Source organism: Calditerricola yamamurae, assembly GCF_054654135.1.
The window spans coordinates 876,237-894,432 of sequence record NZ_BAAIFH010000006.1; the positions used below are offsets into that span (position 1 = coordinate 876,237).

Genomic DNA, 18,196 nt, shown 5'->3' on the forward strand with positions numbered 1-18,196 from the left:
TACGGGCCGCCCTCAGTCGTCGAAGCACCCGATTTCCCGGGCAATGACCATGCGCTGCACTTCTGATGTCCCCTCGCCGATTTCCAACAAGCGCGCGTCGCGGTAGAGACGCTCCACCTCATAGTCGCGCATGTACCCGTAGCCGCCGTGGATCTGGATGGCCTGGTGGCACACCTCGGTGCAGATCTCCGAGGCATACAGCTTGGCCATCGCCGCCTCCTTGGTGAAGGGCCGCCCCTGATCCTTCAGCCATGCCGCCTTGTACACCATGTTCCGCGCCAGTTCGATCTTCATGGCCATGTCGGCCAGCTTGAACTGGATGGCCTGGAACCGTGAGAGCGCCTGACCGAACTGGCGGCGCTGCTTGGCGTAGGCCAGCGCGCGTTCAAAGGCTGCCTGGGCGATACCCACGGCCATGGCCCCGATGCCGATGCGCCCGCCGTCAAGGGTGGCGAGGAACTGCTTGAACCCTTCCCCTTCCTTGCCCAGCAGGTTCTCGACGGGGACGCGGACATTTTCCAGGACCAGCTCCGTCGTGTTGGACGACTTGAGGCCCATCTTCTCGTAGTTGGCGAGGACGCGGAAGCCGGGCGCGTCTGTGGGCACGATGATGGCGCTGATGCCCCGCTTGCCCTTGGCCTTGTCGGTCACCGCCGTCAGGGCCAGGAATTTGGCGTAGCTGGCGTTGGTGATGAAACACTTCGTCCCGTTGATGACCCATTCATCGCCTTCGCGCACCGCCGTCGTGCGCGTTCCCCCCGCGTCGGACCCGGCACCCGGCTCGGTCAGGCCAAAGGCGCCGAGCGTCTCGCCGCGGCACAGGGGAACCAGGTACCGCTGCTTCTGCTCTTCCGTGCCAAACTGGTAGATGGGGGCCGCCCCGAGGGAAATGTGCGCCGAATAGGTGATGCCCACCGAGGCGTCGGCCCGGCCAAGCTCTTCCACCACGATGGCAAAGCTGATCGTGTCGGCCCCGCCTCCTCCGTACTTCTCCGGAAACGGCAGCCCCATCAGCTCCAGCTCGGCCATCTTCGCGAAGATCTCGCGGGGAAACCGTCCCGTCCGGTCCCGCTCGTCGGCCCCGGGGGCCACCTCTCCTTCCGCAAAATCCCGCACCAGGTTGCGGATCATCTTCTGTTCGGGGGTAAGCTCGAAATTCATCCGGGTCTCCTCCTTTCCGTCGCCGGTCCTGCCTGACTGAGCGTTTGCTCAGAAACGGTTCCCACCCTCGCGGCAATCGCTTACAATACCATTATAATTCCGTAAGTTCGTGTATTCAAGAATATTCAAAACTACATGGGCGAATCGCCGATTCTGTCAATTTTCCGCTAGGCGGTGTAAACGCTTCAATCTGCCCACAGACGGGCGAATTTTTCCCCTCCCCGTCACAATTGAGATTTGCAATAGCGACCAAAACCCGGTAAAATGAGAACCAAAACGGAAGAAATCTGGCAAGACAAACAAAAACGGACGGAACCTCACGTCCGTCCGCACGGATCCACCGACAACCGAGGAAAACGCAAGAAGAAAGGCCGCCAACGCGCCGGAAGGACACATCGGCGGCGCGCCCGTCGCCGGGCGATTGCTTACTCCAGGAAATCCTTCAAGCGCTTGCTTCGGCTTGGATGGCACAGTTTCCGCAGCGCCTTGGCCTCGATTTGGCGAATGCGCTCGCGCGTGACGCCAAAGACCTTCCCCACTTCCTCTAGCGTCCGCGCTCGCCCGTCGTCCAACCCAAAACGCAGGCGCAACACGTTCTCCTCGCGCTCGGTCAGCGTGCTCAACACTTCTTCCAATTGTTCCTTGAGGAGTTCATACGCGGCGGCATCGGCGGGTGCCGGTGCGTCCTGATCCTCAATAAAATCGCCGAGGTGCGAGTCGTCTTCTTCGCCGATCGGCGTCTCGAGGGAAACCGGTTCCTGGGCAATCTTCATGATCTCCCGCACCTTTTCCGGCGTCATCCCCATCTCCTTGGCGATCTCTTCCGGCGTGGGTTCGCGCCCGAGTTCCTGCAGCAGTTGGCGGGAGACGCGAATCAGCTTGTTGATCGTCTCCACCATGTGCACGGGAATGCGGATGGTACGTGCCTGATCGGCGATGGCCCGCGTGATGGCTTGCCGGATCCACCACGTTGCGTAGGTGCTAAACTTGTAGCCCTTGCGGTAGTCGAACTTTTCCACGGCCTTGATCAGGCCCATGTTCCCCTCCTGAATGAGATCGAGGAAGAGCATGCCGCGTCCCACGTATCGCTTGGCAATGGAAACGACTAGCCGCAGGTTGGCTTCCGCCAGCCGCTTCTTCGCTTCCTCATCTCCTTGTTCAATTCGCTTCGCAAGCTCGATTTCCTCCTCGGCGGTCAGAAGCGGCACACGTCCGATCTCCTTCAGGTACATGCGAACGGGATCGTTGATCTTGATGTCAGCCGGCAAGTTCAAATCGTCGTAATCAAAGGACTCGTCAAGATCGAGTGCTTCTTCGCTGCCTTCCAGATCGATCGGCCCGTCCCCCTCGCCGACCACTTCAATACCCTGTTCGTTCAGGTACTCAAAAAACTCGTCGATCTGGTCGGGGTCCTGTTCAAAAGGAGAAAGCCGATCCATGATTTCCTGGTAGGTCAGCTCGCCGCGCTTTTTCCCTAATTCGACCAGCTGCTCTTTGACCTGCTCCAGGGTTAGTTCTTCGTCCCGTTGTTTCTTCTCTTTCCCTTTCGCCATGATACTCCCTCCTTCCCGGGTTTATGCAAGCGCTTCGCCCGATTTCATCCGCCGCTTAAGGGCAATAATCTCCGTCCCGATGGCCGCAGCCCGTGCAGGATCCCCCGCCCGCTCGGCTTCCCGCTGCGCTTCCTTGAGCCGGGCAATTTCGCGTTCAAGGGGGTAATCCAACACGCGACGGATGCAATCGTGAACCTGGCGCTCGTCAACGGTTTCGACACCCTCCAGCATGGCCAGTTCCGACGCGAGTTCAAGCAGCGCCTCGTCGCGAAGCGTCTGCAGGAAGCGTCCGGGATCGGGTTCGTTGCCGGACGCATAATACGCGTACAAATACGCTGCAAGCGCCGCGTGTTGATCCAAATTAAACGCATCGCCGATTTTCTCCTGCACGAGACGCGCAACCGACGCATCCCGCATCATGAGGGCGAGAAGCATCCGTTCGGCGTTTTGGAAAGCCGGATAGGTCGGTTTGACGACCAAAGAACCACCAGGATTTCTACTAGTATTCCCTTCACTAGCAAGATTAACCCTTTGCGCCTTCGCTTTCAGGCGCTTGTACACTTGCCACTGCTCGCGCTTCAGGGCGTCCAGTGAGAGATGGAATTCCTCCGCCAGTTGGCGGAGGTAGTGGTCGCGCTCGACCGCGCTCGGTACCTGGGCGAGTTCCGCCAAGCAGTCCCGGATGTATCGCATTCGCTCAACCTCGTCGCGCAGATCGCGACCCTTGCGCAGGTAACGCAGGGTGAACGCCATAAAGGAGACAGCTTCTCCCAAGATGCGGTCCCGAAAATGCGCCGCCCCGCGTTCCCGGATGACGTCGTCGGGGTCCATGCCATCCGGCAAGAGAGCCACCTTGACCAAGCACCCCGCTTCACGCAGGAGAAGGCCGGCCTTGCGCGCCGCCTCCATCCCCGCGTCGTCCCCGTCATAACAGATTACCACCTGCTCGGCATTGCGTCGCAGGATGCGCGCCTGCTCCGGGGAAAGCGCGGTGCCCAGCGTGGCTACGGCGTTTTCGACACCGGCCTGGTGCGCGGCGACAACATCGAGGTAGCCTTCCATCAGCACCGCCTGCTGCTTTTTGCGGATCGCCTTGCGCGCCCGATGCAAATTAAAAAGCAGGGCGCTCTTTTGAAACAGCGGCGTCTCCGGGCTGTTCAGGTATTTCGGCTCCCCCTCCCCGATGATCCGGCCGCCAAAAGCGACAACCTGCCCTTTCCCGTCACAGATGGGAAACATCACCCGGCGGCGAAAGCGGTCGACGTAGGTTCCGCGCGAAGCCGAGCGGAACACCAGCCCCGCCTTTTCCATGAGCGGCAGAGAAAACTTTCGGCGGGCAAGGAACTTGGCCACGGCGTCCGGCGCATCCGGCGCGTACCCCAACTGGAACGCCGTGATCGTGTCATCCGCCACACCGCGCTGGCGCAGATAGGTACGTGCACGTTCCCCATAATCTGTATGCATGAGGAGATACTGATAGAACCGGGCGGCAAACTGGTATGCCTCGCGCATGGACGCCCGTTCCCGGTCGGCGCGTGTTTCCCCTTCCGTCCCTTCCGGCTCCGGAAAGGGCAGGCCCGCCTTGCGCGCCAACACGCGCACCGCCTCGACAAAGTCGAGGTTCTCGATCTCCATCATGAAGGTAATGACGTTCCCACCGACGCCACACCCGAAACAGTGAAAGATCTGCTTTTCGGGCGACACGGAGAAAGAGGGCGTTTTCTCGGCATGGAAGGGACACAGGCCGAAATAGTTCCGCCCGCTCCGTTTGAGGTGCACGTATTCGCTGACCAGCTCGACAATGTCCACACGGTTGCGGATTTCGTCAAGGAACGACTCGGGAATGCGCGGCACCGGTTTCCCCCCTCTCGTGCTGGAAGGGGAGCGAACACATCAAAACCGTACCCATACAATTCGGCGCAACACGGGAAACTCCTGCTGAAAACCGTTTCCAACGCGGGAAGATCCTCAAAAACACACCCCACAACCAAATCCAGGGGCTTTAGGTTATAAGGTTATTCTACGTCCCCCGCCCGATTACCTCCTGACCGATATAAGTTTCAATGTTTTCAATTTTCCATAATATAGAGGGGGAAGCGCCCGCATTTTGTCGGGCGCTTCCCCCGCGTTTGTCGAACCGGCACGACGTCTCGGTGCGCCAATCCGGCAAACCGCCTCACGTTGTCGATCCGTTCTCGTAGCGCAGCCGGGCCTGCGCCGCCGCCAGACGTGCCAGCGGCACGCGGTACGGCGAGCAGCTGACGTAATCGAGGCCGACACGGTGACAAAAGTCGATTGAACGCTTTTCCCCGCCGTGCTCGCCGCAAATGCCCGCCTTCAAGTCGGGGCGGGTCTTGCGCCCTTCGGCGACGCCCATGGCAATCAGCCTGCCCACACCGCGCTCGTCAAGGGTGATGAAGGGGTTGTCCGGCAGGATGCCGTGTTCCAGGTAGTGCGGCAGAAACTTCCCTTCGGCGTCATCACGGCTGAACCCAAAGGTCATCTGCGTCAGGTCATTGGTGCCGAAGGAGAAGAAGTCCGCCTCACGGGCAATCTCATCGGCGGTGAGAGCCGCCCGCGGAACTTCGATCATCGTCCCTACGGTGTAGGCCACGCGGGTGCCCGTTTCCGCCATGACCCGGCGGGCTACCTCTTCCACCACCTTGCGCAACCGCGCCAGCTCGTTAACGTGGCCAACGAGGGGGATCATCACTTCCGGCCGCACGTCGATCCCTTCCTTTACGAGCTGCGCCGCGGCGCGGAAGATCGCCTCCACCTGCATCTCGTAGATCTCGGGAAACACCAGGCCGAGGCGGCACCCGCGATGACCCAGCATGGGGTTGAATTCGTGCAGCTTGCGCACCTTGGCCAGAAGCGCTTCCTTCTCCATCCGGCGCTCCGGATCGGCGTGCGGATCCTGGCGCAGCTTGGTCACCTCGACGATCAGCTCTTCCAGGTTGGGCAAAAACTCATGCAGCGGCGGATCGAGGAGGCGAATCGTCACCGGTAGACCCGCCATCGCCTTGAGGATGCCGTAGAAGTCCCCCTGTTGCATCGGCAGCAGCTTCTTCAGCGCTGCCTGCCGCTCTTCGGGTGTCTCGGCGAGGATCATTTCCTGCACCACCGGGACGCGGTCGGGGGCCATGAACATGTGCTCGGTCCGGCACAGCCCGATGCCCTCGGCACCAAAGGCGCGCGCCTTGGCCGCGTCTTCCGGCGTATCGGCGTTGGCCCGCACGGCGAGGCGGCGAACCGCGTCGGCCCAGGCGAGGAGTTCGTGGAACTCTGGTGACAACTCTGGATCGACAAGCGGCACCTCTCCGGCAAGCACCTCGCCCGTCGCTCCGTCGATGGTGATCACGTCCCCTTCCCGCACAACGCGTTCACCGACCGTGAACGTCCGTGCACGCAGGTCGATCTGCAGCGCCTCGCACCCGCACACGCAGGGCTTGCCCATCCCGCGGGCCACCACGGCAGCGTGGCTCGTCATGCCCCCACGGCTGGTGAGGACCCCCTGGGCGGCGACGATGCCGTGGATGTCCTCCGGCGTCGTTTCCGGCCGCACGAGAATGACCCGTTCCCCACGCTTCGACCACGCCTCGGCATCGTCGGCGTCGAACACCACCCGGCCCGTGGCCGCGCCCGGCGACGCGGGCAGGCCCTTGGCCAGCACGAGACGCGGCGCCTTCGGGTCGATGCGCCGGTGTAGAAGCTGGGTCAGTTGGTCGGGGTCGACGCGCATAAGCGCCTCTTCGCGGGTGAGGATGCCTTCCTTCACCAGGTCGACGGCGATCTTCACCGCCGCCTGGGCCGTGCGCTTGCCGCTGCGCGTCTGCAGCACGTACAGGTTCCCCCGCTCGATGGTGAACTCGATGTCCTGCATGTCTTTATAGTGGCGTTCCAGTCGCTCGCAGATGGCGGCAAACTGCTCGTACACCGCCGGCATCGCCTCGCGGAGGGCCGCGATCGGCTGCGGCGTGCGGATGCCCGCCACCACGTCCTCACCCTGGGCGTTGATGAGGTACTCGCCATACAGCCGCTTTTCGCCGGTGTTGGGATCACGCGTGAAAGCGACGCCGGTACCCGAATCCTCGCCCATATTGCCAAACACCATCAGCTGCACGTTAACCGCCGTGCCGAGATGGTCGGGGATGTTGTGGATTTTGCGGTAGATGATCGCCCGCTGGTTGTTCCACGAGTCGAACACCGCCTGCACGGCGGCAAACAGCTGGGCCCTGACGTCCTGGGGAAACGGCTCGCCGGTGTGGCGCTGGATCAAGGCCTTATACCGTTCAATGACCGCCCGCCAGTCGTCGGCCGTAAGCTCGGGGTCGTGGCGCACGCCGCGCCGCTGCTTCACCTCGTCGATCACCTGCTCGAAGCGGTGGTGCGGCACGCCCAGCACCACGTCTCCGAACATCTGGATGAAACGGCGGTAGCAGTCGTAGGCAAAACGTGCGTTGTTCGTCAGGCGGGCCAGCCCCTCCACTGTCACGTCGTTGAGGCCGAGATTCAGGATGGTGTCCATCATGCCGGGCATGGAGACGGGCGCGCCGGAGCGGACGGAGACGAGAAGGGGTCGTTCCGGATCGCCAAAGCGCTTGCCCGTCTTCGCCTCCAGCTTCGCGAGGGCTGCTTCGATCTGCCCCTTCAGCTCCTCGGACAGGGTGCGCCCCGCTTGATAGTACCGGTTGCACGCTTCCGTGGTCACGGTGAAGCCCGGCGGTACGGGCAGCCCAGCTCTGGTCATTTCGGCAAGATTGGCGCCCTTGCCGCCCAAGAGGTTGCGCAGACCGCCGTGGCCTTCCTCGAACAAGTAGACCAGTTTGTCTACCATTATCCATTCCTCCTGCCCCGGAAAAGGTCGAGAATAATCGTAGCGGTTTCTTCGATGGCCTTGTTGGACACGTCGATCACCGGGCAGCCGATGCGCTTCATGATCTTCTCGGCATACGCCAGTTCTTCCAGAATGCGCGACATGCTGGCGTAGTTGGCCTGGGCGTCCAGGCCCAGGGCCTTGAGCCGTTCCCGGCGAATCTCGTTCAGTTTTTCCGGGCTGATGGTCAGGCCCACCACCTTTTTCGGCGAGATGCGGAACAGCTCTTCCGGTGGCTCCACTTCTGGGACGAGGGGAACGTTGGCCACCTTCAGGCGCTTGTGGGCCAGGTACATCGACAGCGGCGTTTTCGACGTGCGCGACACGCCGATGAGCACCACATCGGCGCGCAACAGCCCCCGCGGGTCGCGGCCGTCGTCATACTTCACGGCGAATTCGATGGCCTCTACCTTGCGGAAATAGTCCTCGTCCAGCTTGCGCACCAGTCCCGGCTGCCGTTTGGGCGGCATACGCATCACGTTCTCCAGGGCCTCGAGCATCGGCCCCATGATGTCGACTACGGGGACACCCGCCTCCCGCGCTTTCTCCCGCAAAAAGGCGGCCATTTCCGGGACCACCAGCGTATAGGCGATGAGCCCCTGCGCATCCTTGGCCATCTGCACGACGTCGAGCAGCATCTCCTGGTCCTCAACGTACGGCACACGCCGGATGTCAACGCTCATCCCGTTAAACTGGCTCGCCGCGGCACGCACCACGAACTCGGCCGTTTCCCCGATAGAATCGGAGACAACATACACAATGGTTGGGTTTTTCCCGTCGATGGCAGATCCCTCCCCCGTGTCAATTCGGAAATGGCAGCATCCCCGCCGCTAGCGATCGGATTGCCCCAGTTCGACAAAGGCACGGGTGATCGTCGTCTTCGTGACACGGCCCACCACTTCGAAGGCGCGCGGCCCCTTTTCCTTCACCTCGACGATCACCGGCAAGGAGTCGACCTCGTAGTCAATCAGCTTCTTGGCCGCGTCGTACAGCGAATCCTCCGGCGTCACGGTGATGATGTTGGGCATGCGCGTCATGATCACCCCCACCGGCAAATCCTCCAGCCGCTTGCCACCCAGCGCGGCGCGGAGCAGGTCCTTCCGGGAGACGACGCCGGCCAAAAGCCCCTCCTCGTTCACCACGTACAGGGTACCCACGTCCTCGAGAAACAGCATCGTGATGGCGTCGTAGACCGACGACGCCTCTCGGATCACGACGGGGCGCGCCTTGTAGTCGCCCACCTTCATTTTGCGCAGGCGCTCGGCCAGGAGCTGGTTGCCCGTTTTGCCGGCGTAGAAATAGCCCACCCGTGGCCGGGCATCCAGGTAGCCGGCCATGGTGAGAATGGCCAGGTCGGGCCGCAGCGTGGCACGGGTCAGGTTGAGTTTCTCGGCAATCTTTTCGCCGGTAATGGGCCCTTCGTCCTTGACAATTTGCAGGATCTGCTCTTGGCGCTTGGTCAGCTCGATGGCGGGTCACCCCCTTGCGTTACCGCGTGAAAATGTGTCATACTATATCGCTCCAAACCACTTTTAGTATATAACATAACGCCCCCACCCAATCAATGCTTGGTTCGCGTTCGGAAACCGCTTGCACCTTGACGAGACGCCACAGAGCATGGTATCGTCTTGCAGAACGCATGCCGCACCTATTCTGCCGAACTATGCCGCACCAAAAGGAGGAACCGCACGTGGCACAACGAACGCGCAAATCCTTTGGCTTGGCCGCGCAAATCGCGGTCGGACTGGCTTTCGGCATTGCGGTCGGGGCCGTGTTCTACCAAAACGCCACGGCCATCGCCATCCTGAAACCGATCGGAGACCTGTTTCTCCGGCTCATCAAGATGATCGTCGTCCCTATCGTCGTCTCCACCCTCGTGGTGGGCATCGCCGGTTCGGGGAACCTGAAAAATGTGGGCCGGCTGGGCGTCAAAACCCTGTTGTACTTTGAAATCATCACCACCATCGCCATCGTCGTCGGCCTGCTGGCCGCAAACCTGGTCAAGCCCGGATCGGGCATCAACCTGTCCCAGTTGACGAAGACCGACATCCAGAAATACGTCGACACGGCGGAAACGGCGCGCCACAGCATGGTCGACACCTTCCTCAACATCGTGCCGACAAACATCGTGGAGGCTCTGGCCGACGGCAACATGCTGGCGATTGTCTTCTTCTCCGTGATGTTCGGCCTGGGCGTAGCGGCCGTCGGCGAGAAAGGGAAACCGGTGCTGCGCGTCTTTGAAGGCGTGTCGGCAGCGATGTTCTGGATGACGAACCGGATCATGGCCCTGGCCCCTCTTGGCGTCTTCGCCCTCATCGGGGTAACCGTGGCCCAGTTCGGCATCGCCTCGCTCCTGCCGCTGGGCAAGCTCGTGCTCACCGTGTACGTCACGATGGCCTTCTTCGTCCTCGTCGTCTTCGGCGCCGTCGCCCGCTGGTGCGGCATCCGGCTGCGCCAGCTGCTGGCGCTCCTGAAGGACGAAGTGCTCCTCGCCTTCTCCACGGCCAGCTCGGAAACGGTGCTGCCGCGGCTGATCGACAAGATGCAGCGGTTCGGATGCCCCCGCGGCATCACCTCCTTCGTCATTCCCACCGGGTACACCTTCAACCTGGACGGCTCGACGCTGTACCAGGCCCTCGCCACCCTGTTCATCGCCCAGATGTTCGGCGTGGACATGCCCTTGAGCAAGCAGATTCTCGTCGTCCTCGTCCTGATGGTGACGTCAAAGGGCATCGCCGGCGTCTCCGGCGCCTCGCTGGTCGTCTTGCTGGCCACGCTGGGCTCTGTCGGGCTTCCGGTGGAAGGCGTGGCCTTCATCGCCGCCATCGACCGCGTGCTGGACATGGCCCGCACCGCCGTCAACGTGATCGGCAACGCCCTGGCCGCCGTGGTGATTGCCAAGTGGGAGGGCCAGTTCCACCCGCCGGCGGCCCACGCGGTGGCGTCGGAACCCGCAGGGCCTGCCCATTCCTAAAACACCATTACGACTGGCAGCACAGCCGCCACATGCCCACAACAAAACGGCGCGTCTTGCCTCACGCGGCAGACGCGCCGTTTCGCATGTCCTCTTCGTGCCGTGTTCTCCCGCAGTCGTTTGGGCCGGTCTCCGCGGCAAACCGTTGTTCAGCGACCGAGAACGCGCTTGACCGTCGCCACCACGTTGTCCGCGGTGAAACCGAACGCCTGCATCACCCGCGCCCCCGGCGCCGAGGCGCCGAAGCGATCGATGCCGATCACCGCCCCCTGCGGACCGACGTAGCGCTCCCACCCCATCGGGTGGGCCGCCTCCACCGCCACGCGCGCCGTCACCTCCGGCGGCAGCACCGCGCGGCGGTACTCCTCGGGCTGGGCTTCAAACAGCTCCCAGCTCGGCATGCTGACGACGCGGACGGCAACGCCCTCCGCGGCAAGGCGCTCCTTGGCCTCCAGGGCCAGGCTGACCTCGGACCCCGTGGCGATGAGAATCGCGTCGGGCGTCCCGCTCTCGGCGTCGGCCAGCACGTAGGCACCGCGCCTCACGCCGTCGGCGGCCCGCTCCGCCGTCCCCGGCAGAACGGGAAGGTTTTGCCGCGACAGCACGAGGGCCACCGGTCCCCGCGCGTGGGCCAGGGCATAGCGCCACGCGGCCACCGTCTCGTTGGCGTCGGCCGGGCGGATCACGGTGAGGTCGGGAATGAGCCGCAGTGACGGGATGTGCTCGATGGGCTGGTGCGTCGGCCCGTCTTCCCCCACGGCGATGCTGTCGTGGGTCAAGACGTACACCACCGGCTGCTTCATCAGGGCCGACAGGCGGATGGCCGGGCGCAGGTAGTCGGAGAAGACAAGGAACGTCCCGCCGTACACCTTCAGCCCGCCGTGGAGGGCCATTCCGTTCAGCGCGGCGGCCATGGCGAACTCGCGCACACCGAACCAGATGTTGCGACCGGCATAGTCATCGGCGGAAAAGACCGGATACCCCTTCAGCGTCGTCTGGTTGGAGCTGGCCAGGTCGGCCGATCCGCCGATCAGCTCCGGCATGCGCTTGGCTACGGCGTTGAGGGTCTGTCCCGACGCCGCCCGCGTGGCCAACTGGTCGCCCGGCTTGTAGGACGGCAGGTCTGCGTCCCAGTCCGCGGGCAGCTCACCGGCCATCACCCGCTTCAGCTCGGCGGCCAGTTCCGGATAGGCCGCCTCGTACGCGGCCAAGCGCGCGTTCCATTCGGCTTCAAGGGCCTGCCCCCGTTCCTTCACCTCGGCAAAATGGGCGCGCACCTCATCGGGAATGTAGAAGGCGGGTTCCTGCGGCCAGCCGTAGAACTCCTTGACTCGCTTCACCTCATCGGGACCAAGGGGAGCGCCATGGGCGGCCGCCTTTCCGCCTTTGTTGGGGCTCCCGTACCCAATGACCGTCTTCACCTCGATCAGGCTCGGCCGCGTCGTTTCGGCCCGCGCCGCCTCGATGGCTCGGGCGATCGCCTCCAGGTCGTTGCCGTCGTCGACGCGCAGCACCTGCCAGCCGTAGGCCTCAAAGCGCCGGCGCACGTCCTCGGTAAAGGCGAGCGCCGTTTCGCCGTCGAGGGAGATGTCGTTGGAGTCATAGAGCACGATCAGCTTGCCCAGCTTGAGGTGGCCGGCCAGCGAGGCCGCTTCCGCCGCCACCCCTTCCATCAGGTCGCCGTCACCGCAGATGACGTAGGTGTAATGGTCGATGATGGCGTGCCCGTCGCGGTTGAAGCGGGCAGCCAGGTGACGTTCGGCCATGGCCATGCCCACGGCCATGGCAATGCCCTGACCGAGGGGACCGGTGGTCGCCTCCACACCGGGCGTGTGGCCGTACTCGGGGTGCCCCGGCGTGCGGCTGCCCCACTGACGAAAGTTTTTCAGCTCCTCCAGGGGCAAATCGTACCCGCACAAATGGAGCAAACTGTAGAGCAGCATCGACCCGTGACCGGCCGAGAGCACGAAACGGTCGCGGTCAAACCACTTCGGGTTGGCCGGATTGTGGCGCAAAAACTTTGTCCACAGCACATAGGCCATGGGGGCCGCGCCCATTGGCATGCCCGGATGGCCCGACTTGGCCTGTTCGATGGCGTCGATGGACAAGGTGCGAAGGGTGGTGACGGCCAGCTGTTCGATTGAACGGGATGCTATCATTCGGCGCTTCCTCCTTTGCCACGAATCCTCCTTTATTTTGTCTCACAAATCGACCACAAAGGGCAAGGGGACAACGCGATGAAGGTGAAACCTTTTTCACCTCCCACCCGTCTGTAAGGGTGAACATCCGTCACGGAGAAAGGAGGAACCGCCGTGCCCCGCATGACGCGTCCATCGAGACGAAGCATGGTGACCGGGTTTTTGGCCGGCAGCTTGCTCGTAGGCGGGCTGGCCTTTGCCGCCGGCGAAAACGTCATCCATCTCCCGGTGACCATTCCGGCATTCCAATGGCGGGTTGACGGACAGCCGGTGCAGCCGAGTGACCGCCCGAACTTCATCTATAACGGAACCGCATACGTGCCGAGCGCCTTCCTGTACAACGGCACCACCTACGTGCCGATCCGTTTCGTGAGCGAGCTGCTCGGCCATACGGTTACCTACGACCCGCAAACGAAAACCATCGCCATCGACACGAAGCGAGGGGGAGCGGAAGCCATTTCCTGCCGTGTGATTCCGCGCCACGAGGCACCGCCGAACGTCCAGCAGTGGATCGACCGCCATTTCCGGGAGGAAGGGACGTATACCTATCGCACCGCCAACGCCCTCTACGTCCTCATTTCCCGCGGGGAAAAGCCGACGGCCGGCTACGGGATCGCCGTCCAAACGGTGGCCCGCGATGACCGGGGAGTCGTGGTGACAGTGCGGACCACCGATCCCCAACCGGGTGACATCGTCGCCGAAGTGATCACCTATCCGCACGTGGTGGTGGAGCTGGAGCCCTCTTCGCAACCGGTGCGCGTCACCACCACCGACGGACGGGAAATCCCGCTCCGGTGAAGCCGACGGCACGGGAAGGGAACCGAACCGGTCGTCCCCTAATCGGAATCAACGGCCAGAGGGAAACTCCTCTGGCCGCGGACTCATGACAAGCTGCGAAAGGAAAGGGCATGCGGGCTGTAGGTCGAGGTCGACTTGCATTACGTGCCGAATGCGCGGTGGCGGTACGCCTCCCACATCTCGCGGTTCGACGTCGTCACCGCCGTGGCCCCGGCGGCCAGGGCACGCTCGACGTCTTCCTCCGTTTCGATGAGCCCGCCGGCAAAAACGGGCACCTTCGCGCGCTCGGCGATGCGGCGGATGGCGCGGGGAATCACGCCGGGCAGCACTTCCACACAATCCGGGTGGGCGTGTTCCAGAAGCTGAAAACTCGTTTCCAGGGCCATCGAGTCGAGAAGGAAGATGCGCTGGATGCCCAAAACGCCATGCTTTCTTGCCGCCTGCACCACCTGCTTGCGCGTCGAGATGATCCCCGCCGGCTTGACCTGCTGGGCGAGAAACACGGCGGCCGCCTCGTCGGGCTTGAGGCCGGCGATCAGGTCGGCATGGAGAAGCAACTCCTTGCCCCGCTTTCGGGCATACGCCACCAGCTGCTTCACATGGCCGAGATGGGCCTCTAGCAAGATGAGGTAGCGGTACTCCATATCCATCAGGCGCTCAAAGTCCTTCAGCTTCCGGATGGCCGGCACCAGCCGCTGCGTCCATTGCATCCTCATTGCGCCCCCTTCGTTGGCGTTGCCCCTTCCTCTCCCTCCTTCTTCGACGCCTCTTGGGCCATTCCTGCACGCCGCGCGTGGTCCAGCTCGCGCGCCAGCTCCCGGCGATGGCGCGCGACCTCCTCTGCCGACCACCCGAGCAGTTCGGCCATCCACCGCACCACGCCGTCGGCCACCACCTCACAGCGCGGCCGGTCAAACAGGAGCAGGCTCGTGCGGCGGAGGAGCACGTCGACCGGCGTGACGGCCATCTCCTCCTCCACCCCGTACAACACTTCCAGGGCCAGGTCGAGCGGAAGGTTGTGGCGGGCAGCCGCTTCCCGGGCCCGGCCAATGCCCTTTAGCACCGCCGGCGTGTTGGACCCGTACCGCCGTGCCAGACGTTCGGCCTCCGCAGGAGACAGCCCCTGCGTTTCCCCGTCGCGGGCCCAGCGTCGGACGGCGGCAGAGAGCCCCTCGGGCCCACCCACGTCGCCACCGGACAGGGGCATGCGGTCGGTGATGCACGGGCCAAACCGGCGGCCGTCGGCTTCGGCAAGCCGCCGGCACACGAGGTCGACAACGCGCTGGGCCATCTTGCGGAAGCCGGTCAGCTTGCCCCCGGCAATGGTGATCAGCCCCGTCGGGGAGAGGAATATCTCGTCGCGGCGGGACAGCTCCGACGGCGCCTTCCCCTCCTCGTGCAGGAGCGGCCTGAGGCCCGCCCAGCAGGACTCCACATCCTCGGGGCGCAGGTGGACGGTGGGAAACATGTCCCCCACCGCCCGCAGCAGGTAGTCGCGATCTTCCGGCGTCACCTCGGGGTGTTCCAGGGGGCCGTGGTAGTCGGTGTCCGTCGTCCCGATATACGTCTTGCCGTCACGGGGGATGGCGAAGACCATCCGGCCGTCGAAGACGTCGAAGTAGACGGCCTGGCGCACGGGAAAGCGCTCATGGGGCACCACCAGGTGGACGCCCTTCGTCAGGTGCAGGCGCTTGCCCACCAGTGAGCCGTCCTTTTCGCGCAAGCGGTCCACCCACGGCCCGGCCGCGTTGACCACACATGCGGCGCGCAGCTCGTAGTACTGACCGCTCAGCCGGTCGCACACCACGGCGCCGGCGATGCGCCCTTTCTCGTAGAGAAAGTCCACCGCCTCGGCGTAGTTGACGGCCAGTGCTCCCCGGGTTGCGGCCGCCTTGAGCACCTCCAGGGTCAACCGCGCATCGTCGGTGCGGTACTCGGTGTACAGGATGGCCCCTTTCAGCCGCTCGGCAGGGAGCAGCGGCTCGACGGCCAGGGCCTCCTCGCGCGACAGCACGCGTCGCCGTTCGGCCTTGTTCACACCCGCCAGCCGATCATACAGCCACACGCCGAAGGAGGCGCTGAAGCGTCCCAGGGACCCGCCCTTGACCACCGGCAGGAGCATCGGTTCGGGGTACACCACGTGGGGGGCGTTGCGGTATACAATGGCCCGTTCCCGCCCCACCTCGCGCACAAGCCTGAACTCCCCCTGCTTGAGGTACCGCAGCCCGCCATGAATCAATTTGGTCGAGCGGCTCGACGTTCCAGCGGAAAAGTCCTGCTTTTCCACCAGCCCCACCCGCAGCCCGCGCAGCACCGCATCCCAGGCAATGCCGGCACCGGTAATCCCCCCGCCGATGACGAGGAGATCGAGGGGCTTGGCCGCCATCTCCTGCAAAATCGCCGTCCGTTCCGTTGCCGCCAAACGAACGCGCATGGTCCTCCCTCCCAAGGATCGGCCGAATGGGATACACCATGGGTCTCCATGCAAAAAAGGCCACAATCGCCCCCGGTGTGAGAGCGCTGTGGCCTTCTCCACGTCTCCACACGATTATGTTGTCCTCTGCCTTTTCAGGATACGCGAGGGGACGGCAGGCTGTCAACGCGCCGGGGCGAGAATTCCGCACCGGGCCAGCCGGCCTGCCCCGACGCGCCTGCCCCTTGCCCAGCACTCCAGGCTAGGAGCGCGCCTCCCCGTCCTCTTCGCTTGCCCAGCGCATCACCCGCTCCACGGCCTTTTTCCACCCGGCGTAGCGCTTCTTCCGTTCCGCCTCGCCCATGGCCGGGACAAAGCGCGTCTCGGCCGTCCACCGCGCTCCCAGCTCCGCCACATCCCACAACCCAACCGCCACCCCGGCGAGCGCCGCGGCGCCGTAGGCCGTCGTCTCCACGATGGCCGGTCGTTCCACCGGCACGCCCAGAATGTCGGCCTGAAACTGCATGAGCAGGTTGTTGGCCGCCGCCCCGCCGTCAACGCGCAGCGCGGCAAGGGGCACCCCGGCGTCTTGCTCCATGGCGTCCAGGACGTCCTTGGTCTGGTACGCCAGCGCCTCCAGCGTGGCGCGGATAAGGTGCTCCTTGCGCGTGCCGCGCGTCAGGCCGAAGATGGCCCCGCGGGCATACATGTCCCAGTACGGCGCACCCAGCCCGGCAAAGGCCGGCACCACATACACCCCTCCGGAGTCGGGCACCTTGGCGGCAAAGTATTCCGAGTCGGCCGCCGCATCAAGGATGCGCAGCCCATCGCGCAGCCACTGGATGGCCGCCCCGGCGATAAAGACGCTGCCCTCGAGGGCGTAGGTCACCCGCCCCCCTACCTCCCAGGCGATGGTGGTCAGGAGCCCGGCCTGCGACGGGACGGGCCGGTCGCCGGTGTTCATGAGCAGGAAACAGCCCGTACCGTAGGTGTTCTTGGCCATCCCCGGCCGAAGACAGGCCTGACCGAACAGGGCGGCTTGCTGGTCTCCGGCCACGCCGGCGATGGGAATGGGGACACCGAACAGGTCAGGACGGGTGTGGGCCAGCACGGCGCTCGACGGCTTCACCTCTGGCAGCAGGGACGGCGGGAGGTCGAGGGCGTTGAGCAACCGCTCGTCCCAGGCGCGGGTGTGAATGTCAAAGAGCATTGTCCGTGCGGCATTGGTCACGTCGGTCACGTGCACCTGACCACCGGTGAGGTTCCAGATCAGCCACGTGTCGATGGTACCAAAGGCCAGTTCACCGTTCCGGGCCTTCTCCCGCGCCCCCTCCACGTGATCCAGCAGCCATTTCACCTTGGTGCCCGAAAAGTAGGCGTCGACCACCAGCCCGGTCCGCGCGCGGATGTGGTCCGACAGGTCGGCGTCGGACTTGATGGCATCGCAGATTGGCGCAGTCCGACGGTCCTGCCACACGATGGCATTGTAGATGGGGCGGCCAGACTTGCGCTCCCAGACCACCGTCGTCTCCCGCTGGTTGGTGATGCCGATGGCCGCCACCTGGCGCGGGTCTACGCCGGACTGCAGCAACACCTCCCGGGCCACGCCGATCTGCGTCTCCCAGATTTCCAGCGGATCGTGCTCGACCCATCCCGGCTGGGGAAAGAGCTGGGCAAACTCGCGCTGGGCCATGCCCACAAGCCTGCCATCTTCGTCGAACAAGAGGGCTCGCGAGCTGGTGGTGCCTTGGTCAAGGGCCAGCAGGTACCGCATGCGATCGCCTCCCGTGCACAGATCTGGTATCCGTTGCCGTTACCGTGACGAAATCGCGTCCGTTTGGATAACGCGCCGGGCTGTCCGCTCCTGCCTAACACCGGCGAGAACCACCGCCAGATTGTTCATATGTATGCGCTTTCAACCTGCGCAAGACTTGTGCACGCGGGATGCTGCTGATCGCCTTCGTCGCGTCGCGCTCTCACCCTCCTTGCGGCTTCAAACGAAAAAGAGAAGACCTCCCCTCTCCTTGCGCAGGGATCCGGTCTTCTCTCCACGTCTCCGCCCATCTGAACTTTTCAACAATTAGTGTAACCCCTTGTCACAGAAATGTCAAGAGGGCTTTATCCTCTCTTCTGCATTCATGCTTCGATAGCGGCCCCATTACGAAATGTAATGTCTTGTACCATTCAAAGCGGTTTCCACACCCGTTTATACGGGGCATTTAC

General features: G+C 63.7%; 12 protein-coding genes. 2 read left to right on the forward strand and 10 right to left on the reverse strand.

The features are described 5' to 3' along the window. Positions 1-12 precede the first annotated feature (12 nt). The 6 genes from ACYQ0Z_RS10705 to ccpN form a co-directional block, all read right to left on the reverse strand. Positions 13-1,161 carry an acyl-CoA dehydrogenase gene (locus ACYQ0Z_RS10705; RefSeq protein WP_459867866.1) on the reverse strand — a complete coding sequence of 383 codons (1,149 nt, stop codon included), beginning with the start codon at positions 1,159-1,161 and terminating at the stop codon, positions 13-15. A 425-nt stretch (positions 1,162-1,586) separates the two neighbouring features. Continuing rightward, on the reverse strand, positions 1,587-2,714 hold the full coding sequence (gene rpoD, locus ACYQ0Z_RS10710; protein WP_459867869.1) for an RNA polymerase sigma factor RpoD: 1,128 nt from the start codon (positions 2,712-2,714) through the stop codon (positions 1,587-1,589). Between the two features lie 21 nt (positions 2,715-2,735). Then, complete coding sequence (gene dnaG, locus ACYQ0Z_RS10715; protein WP_459867872.1) at positions 2,736-4,568, reverse strand: DNA primase; 1,833 nt, start codon at positions 4,566-4,568, stop codon at positions 2,736-2,738. 322 nt (positions 4,569-4,890) lie between these two features. Further along, entirely contained in the window at positions 4,891-7,551 is a 2,661-nt protein-coding gene (ppdK, locus tag ACYQ0Z_RS10720; protein WP_459867875.1) for a pyruvate, phosphate dikinase, read from the reverse strand. Then, the gene (locus ACYQ0Z_RS10725) at positions 7,551-8,351 is read right to left on the reverse strand and encodes a pyruvate, water dikinase regulatory protein (RefSeq protein WP_459868920.1); all 801 of its coding nucleotides are present in this window, start codon (positions 8,349-8,351) and stop codon (positions 7,551-7,553) included. The genes ppdK and ACYQ0Z_RS10725 overlap by 1 nt, the downstream gene beginning before the upstream one ends. Before the next feature lie 69 nt (positions 8,352-8,420). Then, positions 8,421-9,059 (reverse strand): transcriptional regulator CcpN, encoded by a 639-nt coding sequence (ccpN, locus tag ACYQ0Z_RS10730; protein WP_459868923.1) that lies wholly within the window; start codon positions 9,057-9,059, stop codon positions 8,421-8,423. A 221-nt stretch (positions 9,060-9,280) separates the two neighbouring features. Between ccpN and ACYQ0Z_RS10735 the strand changes: the two genes are divergently transcribed. Next, the gene (locus ACYQ0Z_RS10735; RefSeq protein ID WP_459867878.1) at positions 9,281-10,564 is read left to right on the forward strand and encodes a cation:dicarboxylate symporter family transporter; all 1,284 of its coding nucleotides are present in this window, start codon (positions 9,281-9,283) and stop codon (positions 10,562-10,564) included. A gap of 149 nt (positions 10,565-10,713) precedes the next feature. Here ACYQ0Z_RS10735 and tkt read toward each other — a convergent pair whose 3' ends face one another. Beyond that, positions 10,714-12,723, reverse strand: a complete 2,010-nt coding sequence (gene tkt, locus ACYQ0Z_RS10740) for a transketolase (protein ID WP_459867881.1) — start codon at positions 12,721-12,723, stop codon at positions 10,714-10,716. Positions 12,724-12,885: 162 nt separating this feature from the next. Here tkt and ACYQ0Z_RS10745 point away from each other — a divergent pair, with 162 nt between their 5' ends. After that, positions 12,886-13,560, forward strand: a complete 675-nt coding sequence (locus tag ACYQ0Z_RS10745) for a protease complex subunit PrcB family protein (RefSeq protein ID WP_459868926.1) — start codon at positions 12,886-12,888, stop codon at positions 13,558-13,560. Positions 13,561-13,700: 140 nt separating this feature from the next. Here the strand turns inward: ACYQ0Z_RS10745 and ACYQ0Z_RS10750 are convergent, their stop codons facing one another. The 3 genes from ACYQ0Z_RS10750 to glpK form a co-directional block, all read right to left on the reverse strand. Continuing rightward, positions 13,701-14,270 (reverse strand): glycerol-3-phosphate responsive antiterminator, encoded by a 570-nt coding sequence (locus tag ACYQ0Z_RS10750; protein ID WP_459867884.1) that lies wholly within the window; start codon positions 14,268-14,270, stop codon positions 13,701-13,703. 2 nt (positions 14,271-14,272) lie between these two features. Then, positions 14,273-15,994: a glycerol-3-phosphate dehydrogenase/oxidase gene (locus tag ACYQ0Z_RS10755; RefSeq protein ID WP_459867887.1), complete on the reverse strand. Its 1,722-nt coding sequence runs from the start codon at positions 15,992-15,994 to the stop codon at positions 14,273-14,275. A 241-nt stretch (positions 15,995-16,235) separates the two neighbouring features. Continuing rightward, positions 16,236-17,747, reverse strand: coding sequence for a glycerol kinase GlpK (gene glpK / locus ACYQ0Z_RS10760; RefSeq protein ID WP_459867890.1), 1,512 nt, complete (start codon positions 17,745-17,747; stop codon positions 16,236-16,238). Positions 17,748-18,196: the final 449 nt, after the last annotated feature.

Bases quoted from the DNA above. Each gene is read 5' to 3' on its own strand.
- rpoD (WP_459867869.1), bottom strand. From the start codon at position 2,714: ATGGCGAAAGGGAAAGAGAAGAAACAACGGGACGAAGAACTAACCCTG.
- tkt (WP_459867881.1), bottom strand. From the start codon at position 12,723: ATGATAGCATCCCGTTCAATCGAACAGCTGGCCGTCACCACCCTTCGC.
- ACYQ0Z_RS10745 (WP_459868926.1), top strand. From the start codon at position 12,886: ATGACGCGTCCATCGAGACGAAGCATGGTGACCGGGTTTTTGGCCGGC.
- glpK (WP_459867890.1), bottom strand. From the start codon at position 17,747: ATGCGGTACCTGCTGGCCCTTGACCAAGGCACCACCAGCTCGCGAGCC.
- ACYQ0Z_RS10750 (WP_459867884.1), bottom strand. From the start codon at position 14,270: ATGCAATGGACGCAGCGGCTGGTGCCGGCCATCCGGAAGCTGAAGGAC.
- ppdK (WP_459867875.1), bottom strand. From the start codon at position 7,551: ATGGTAGACAAACTGGTCTACTTGTTCGAGGAAGGCCACGGCGGTCTG.
- ACYQ0Z_RS10705 (WP_459867866.1), bottom strand. From the start codon at position 1,161: ATGAATTTCGAGCTTACCCCCGAACAGAAGATGATCCGCAACCTGGTG.
- ACYQ0Z_RS10755 (WP_459867887.1), bottom strand. From the start codon at position 15,994: ATGCGCGTTCGTTTGGCGGCAACGGAACGGACGGCGATTTTGCAGGAG.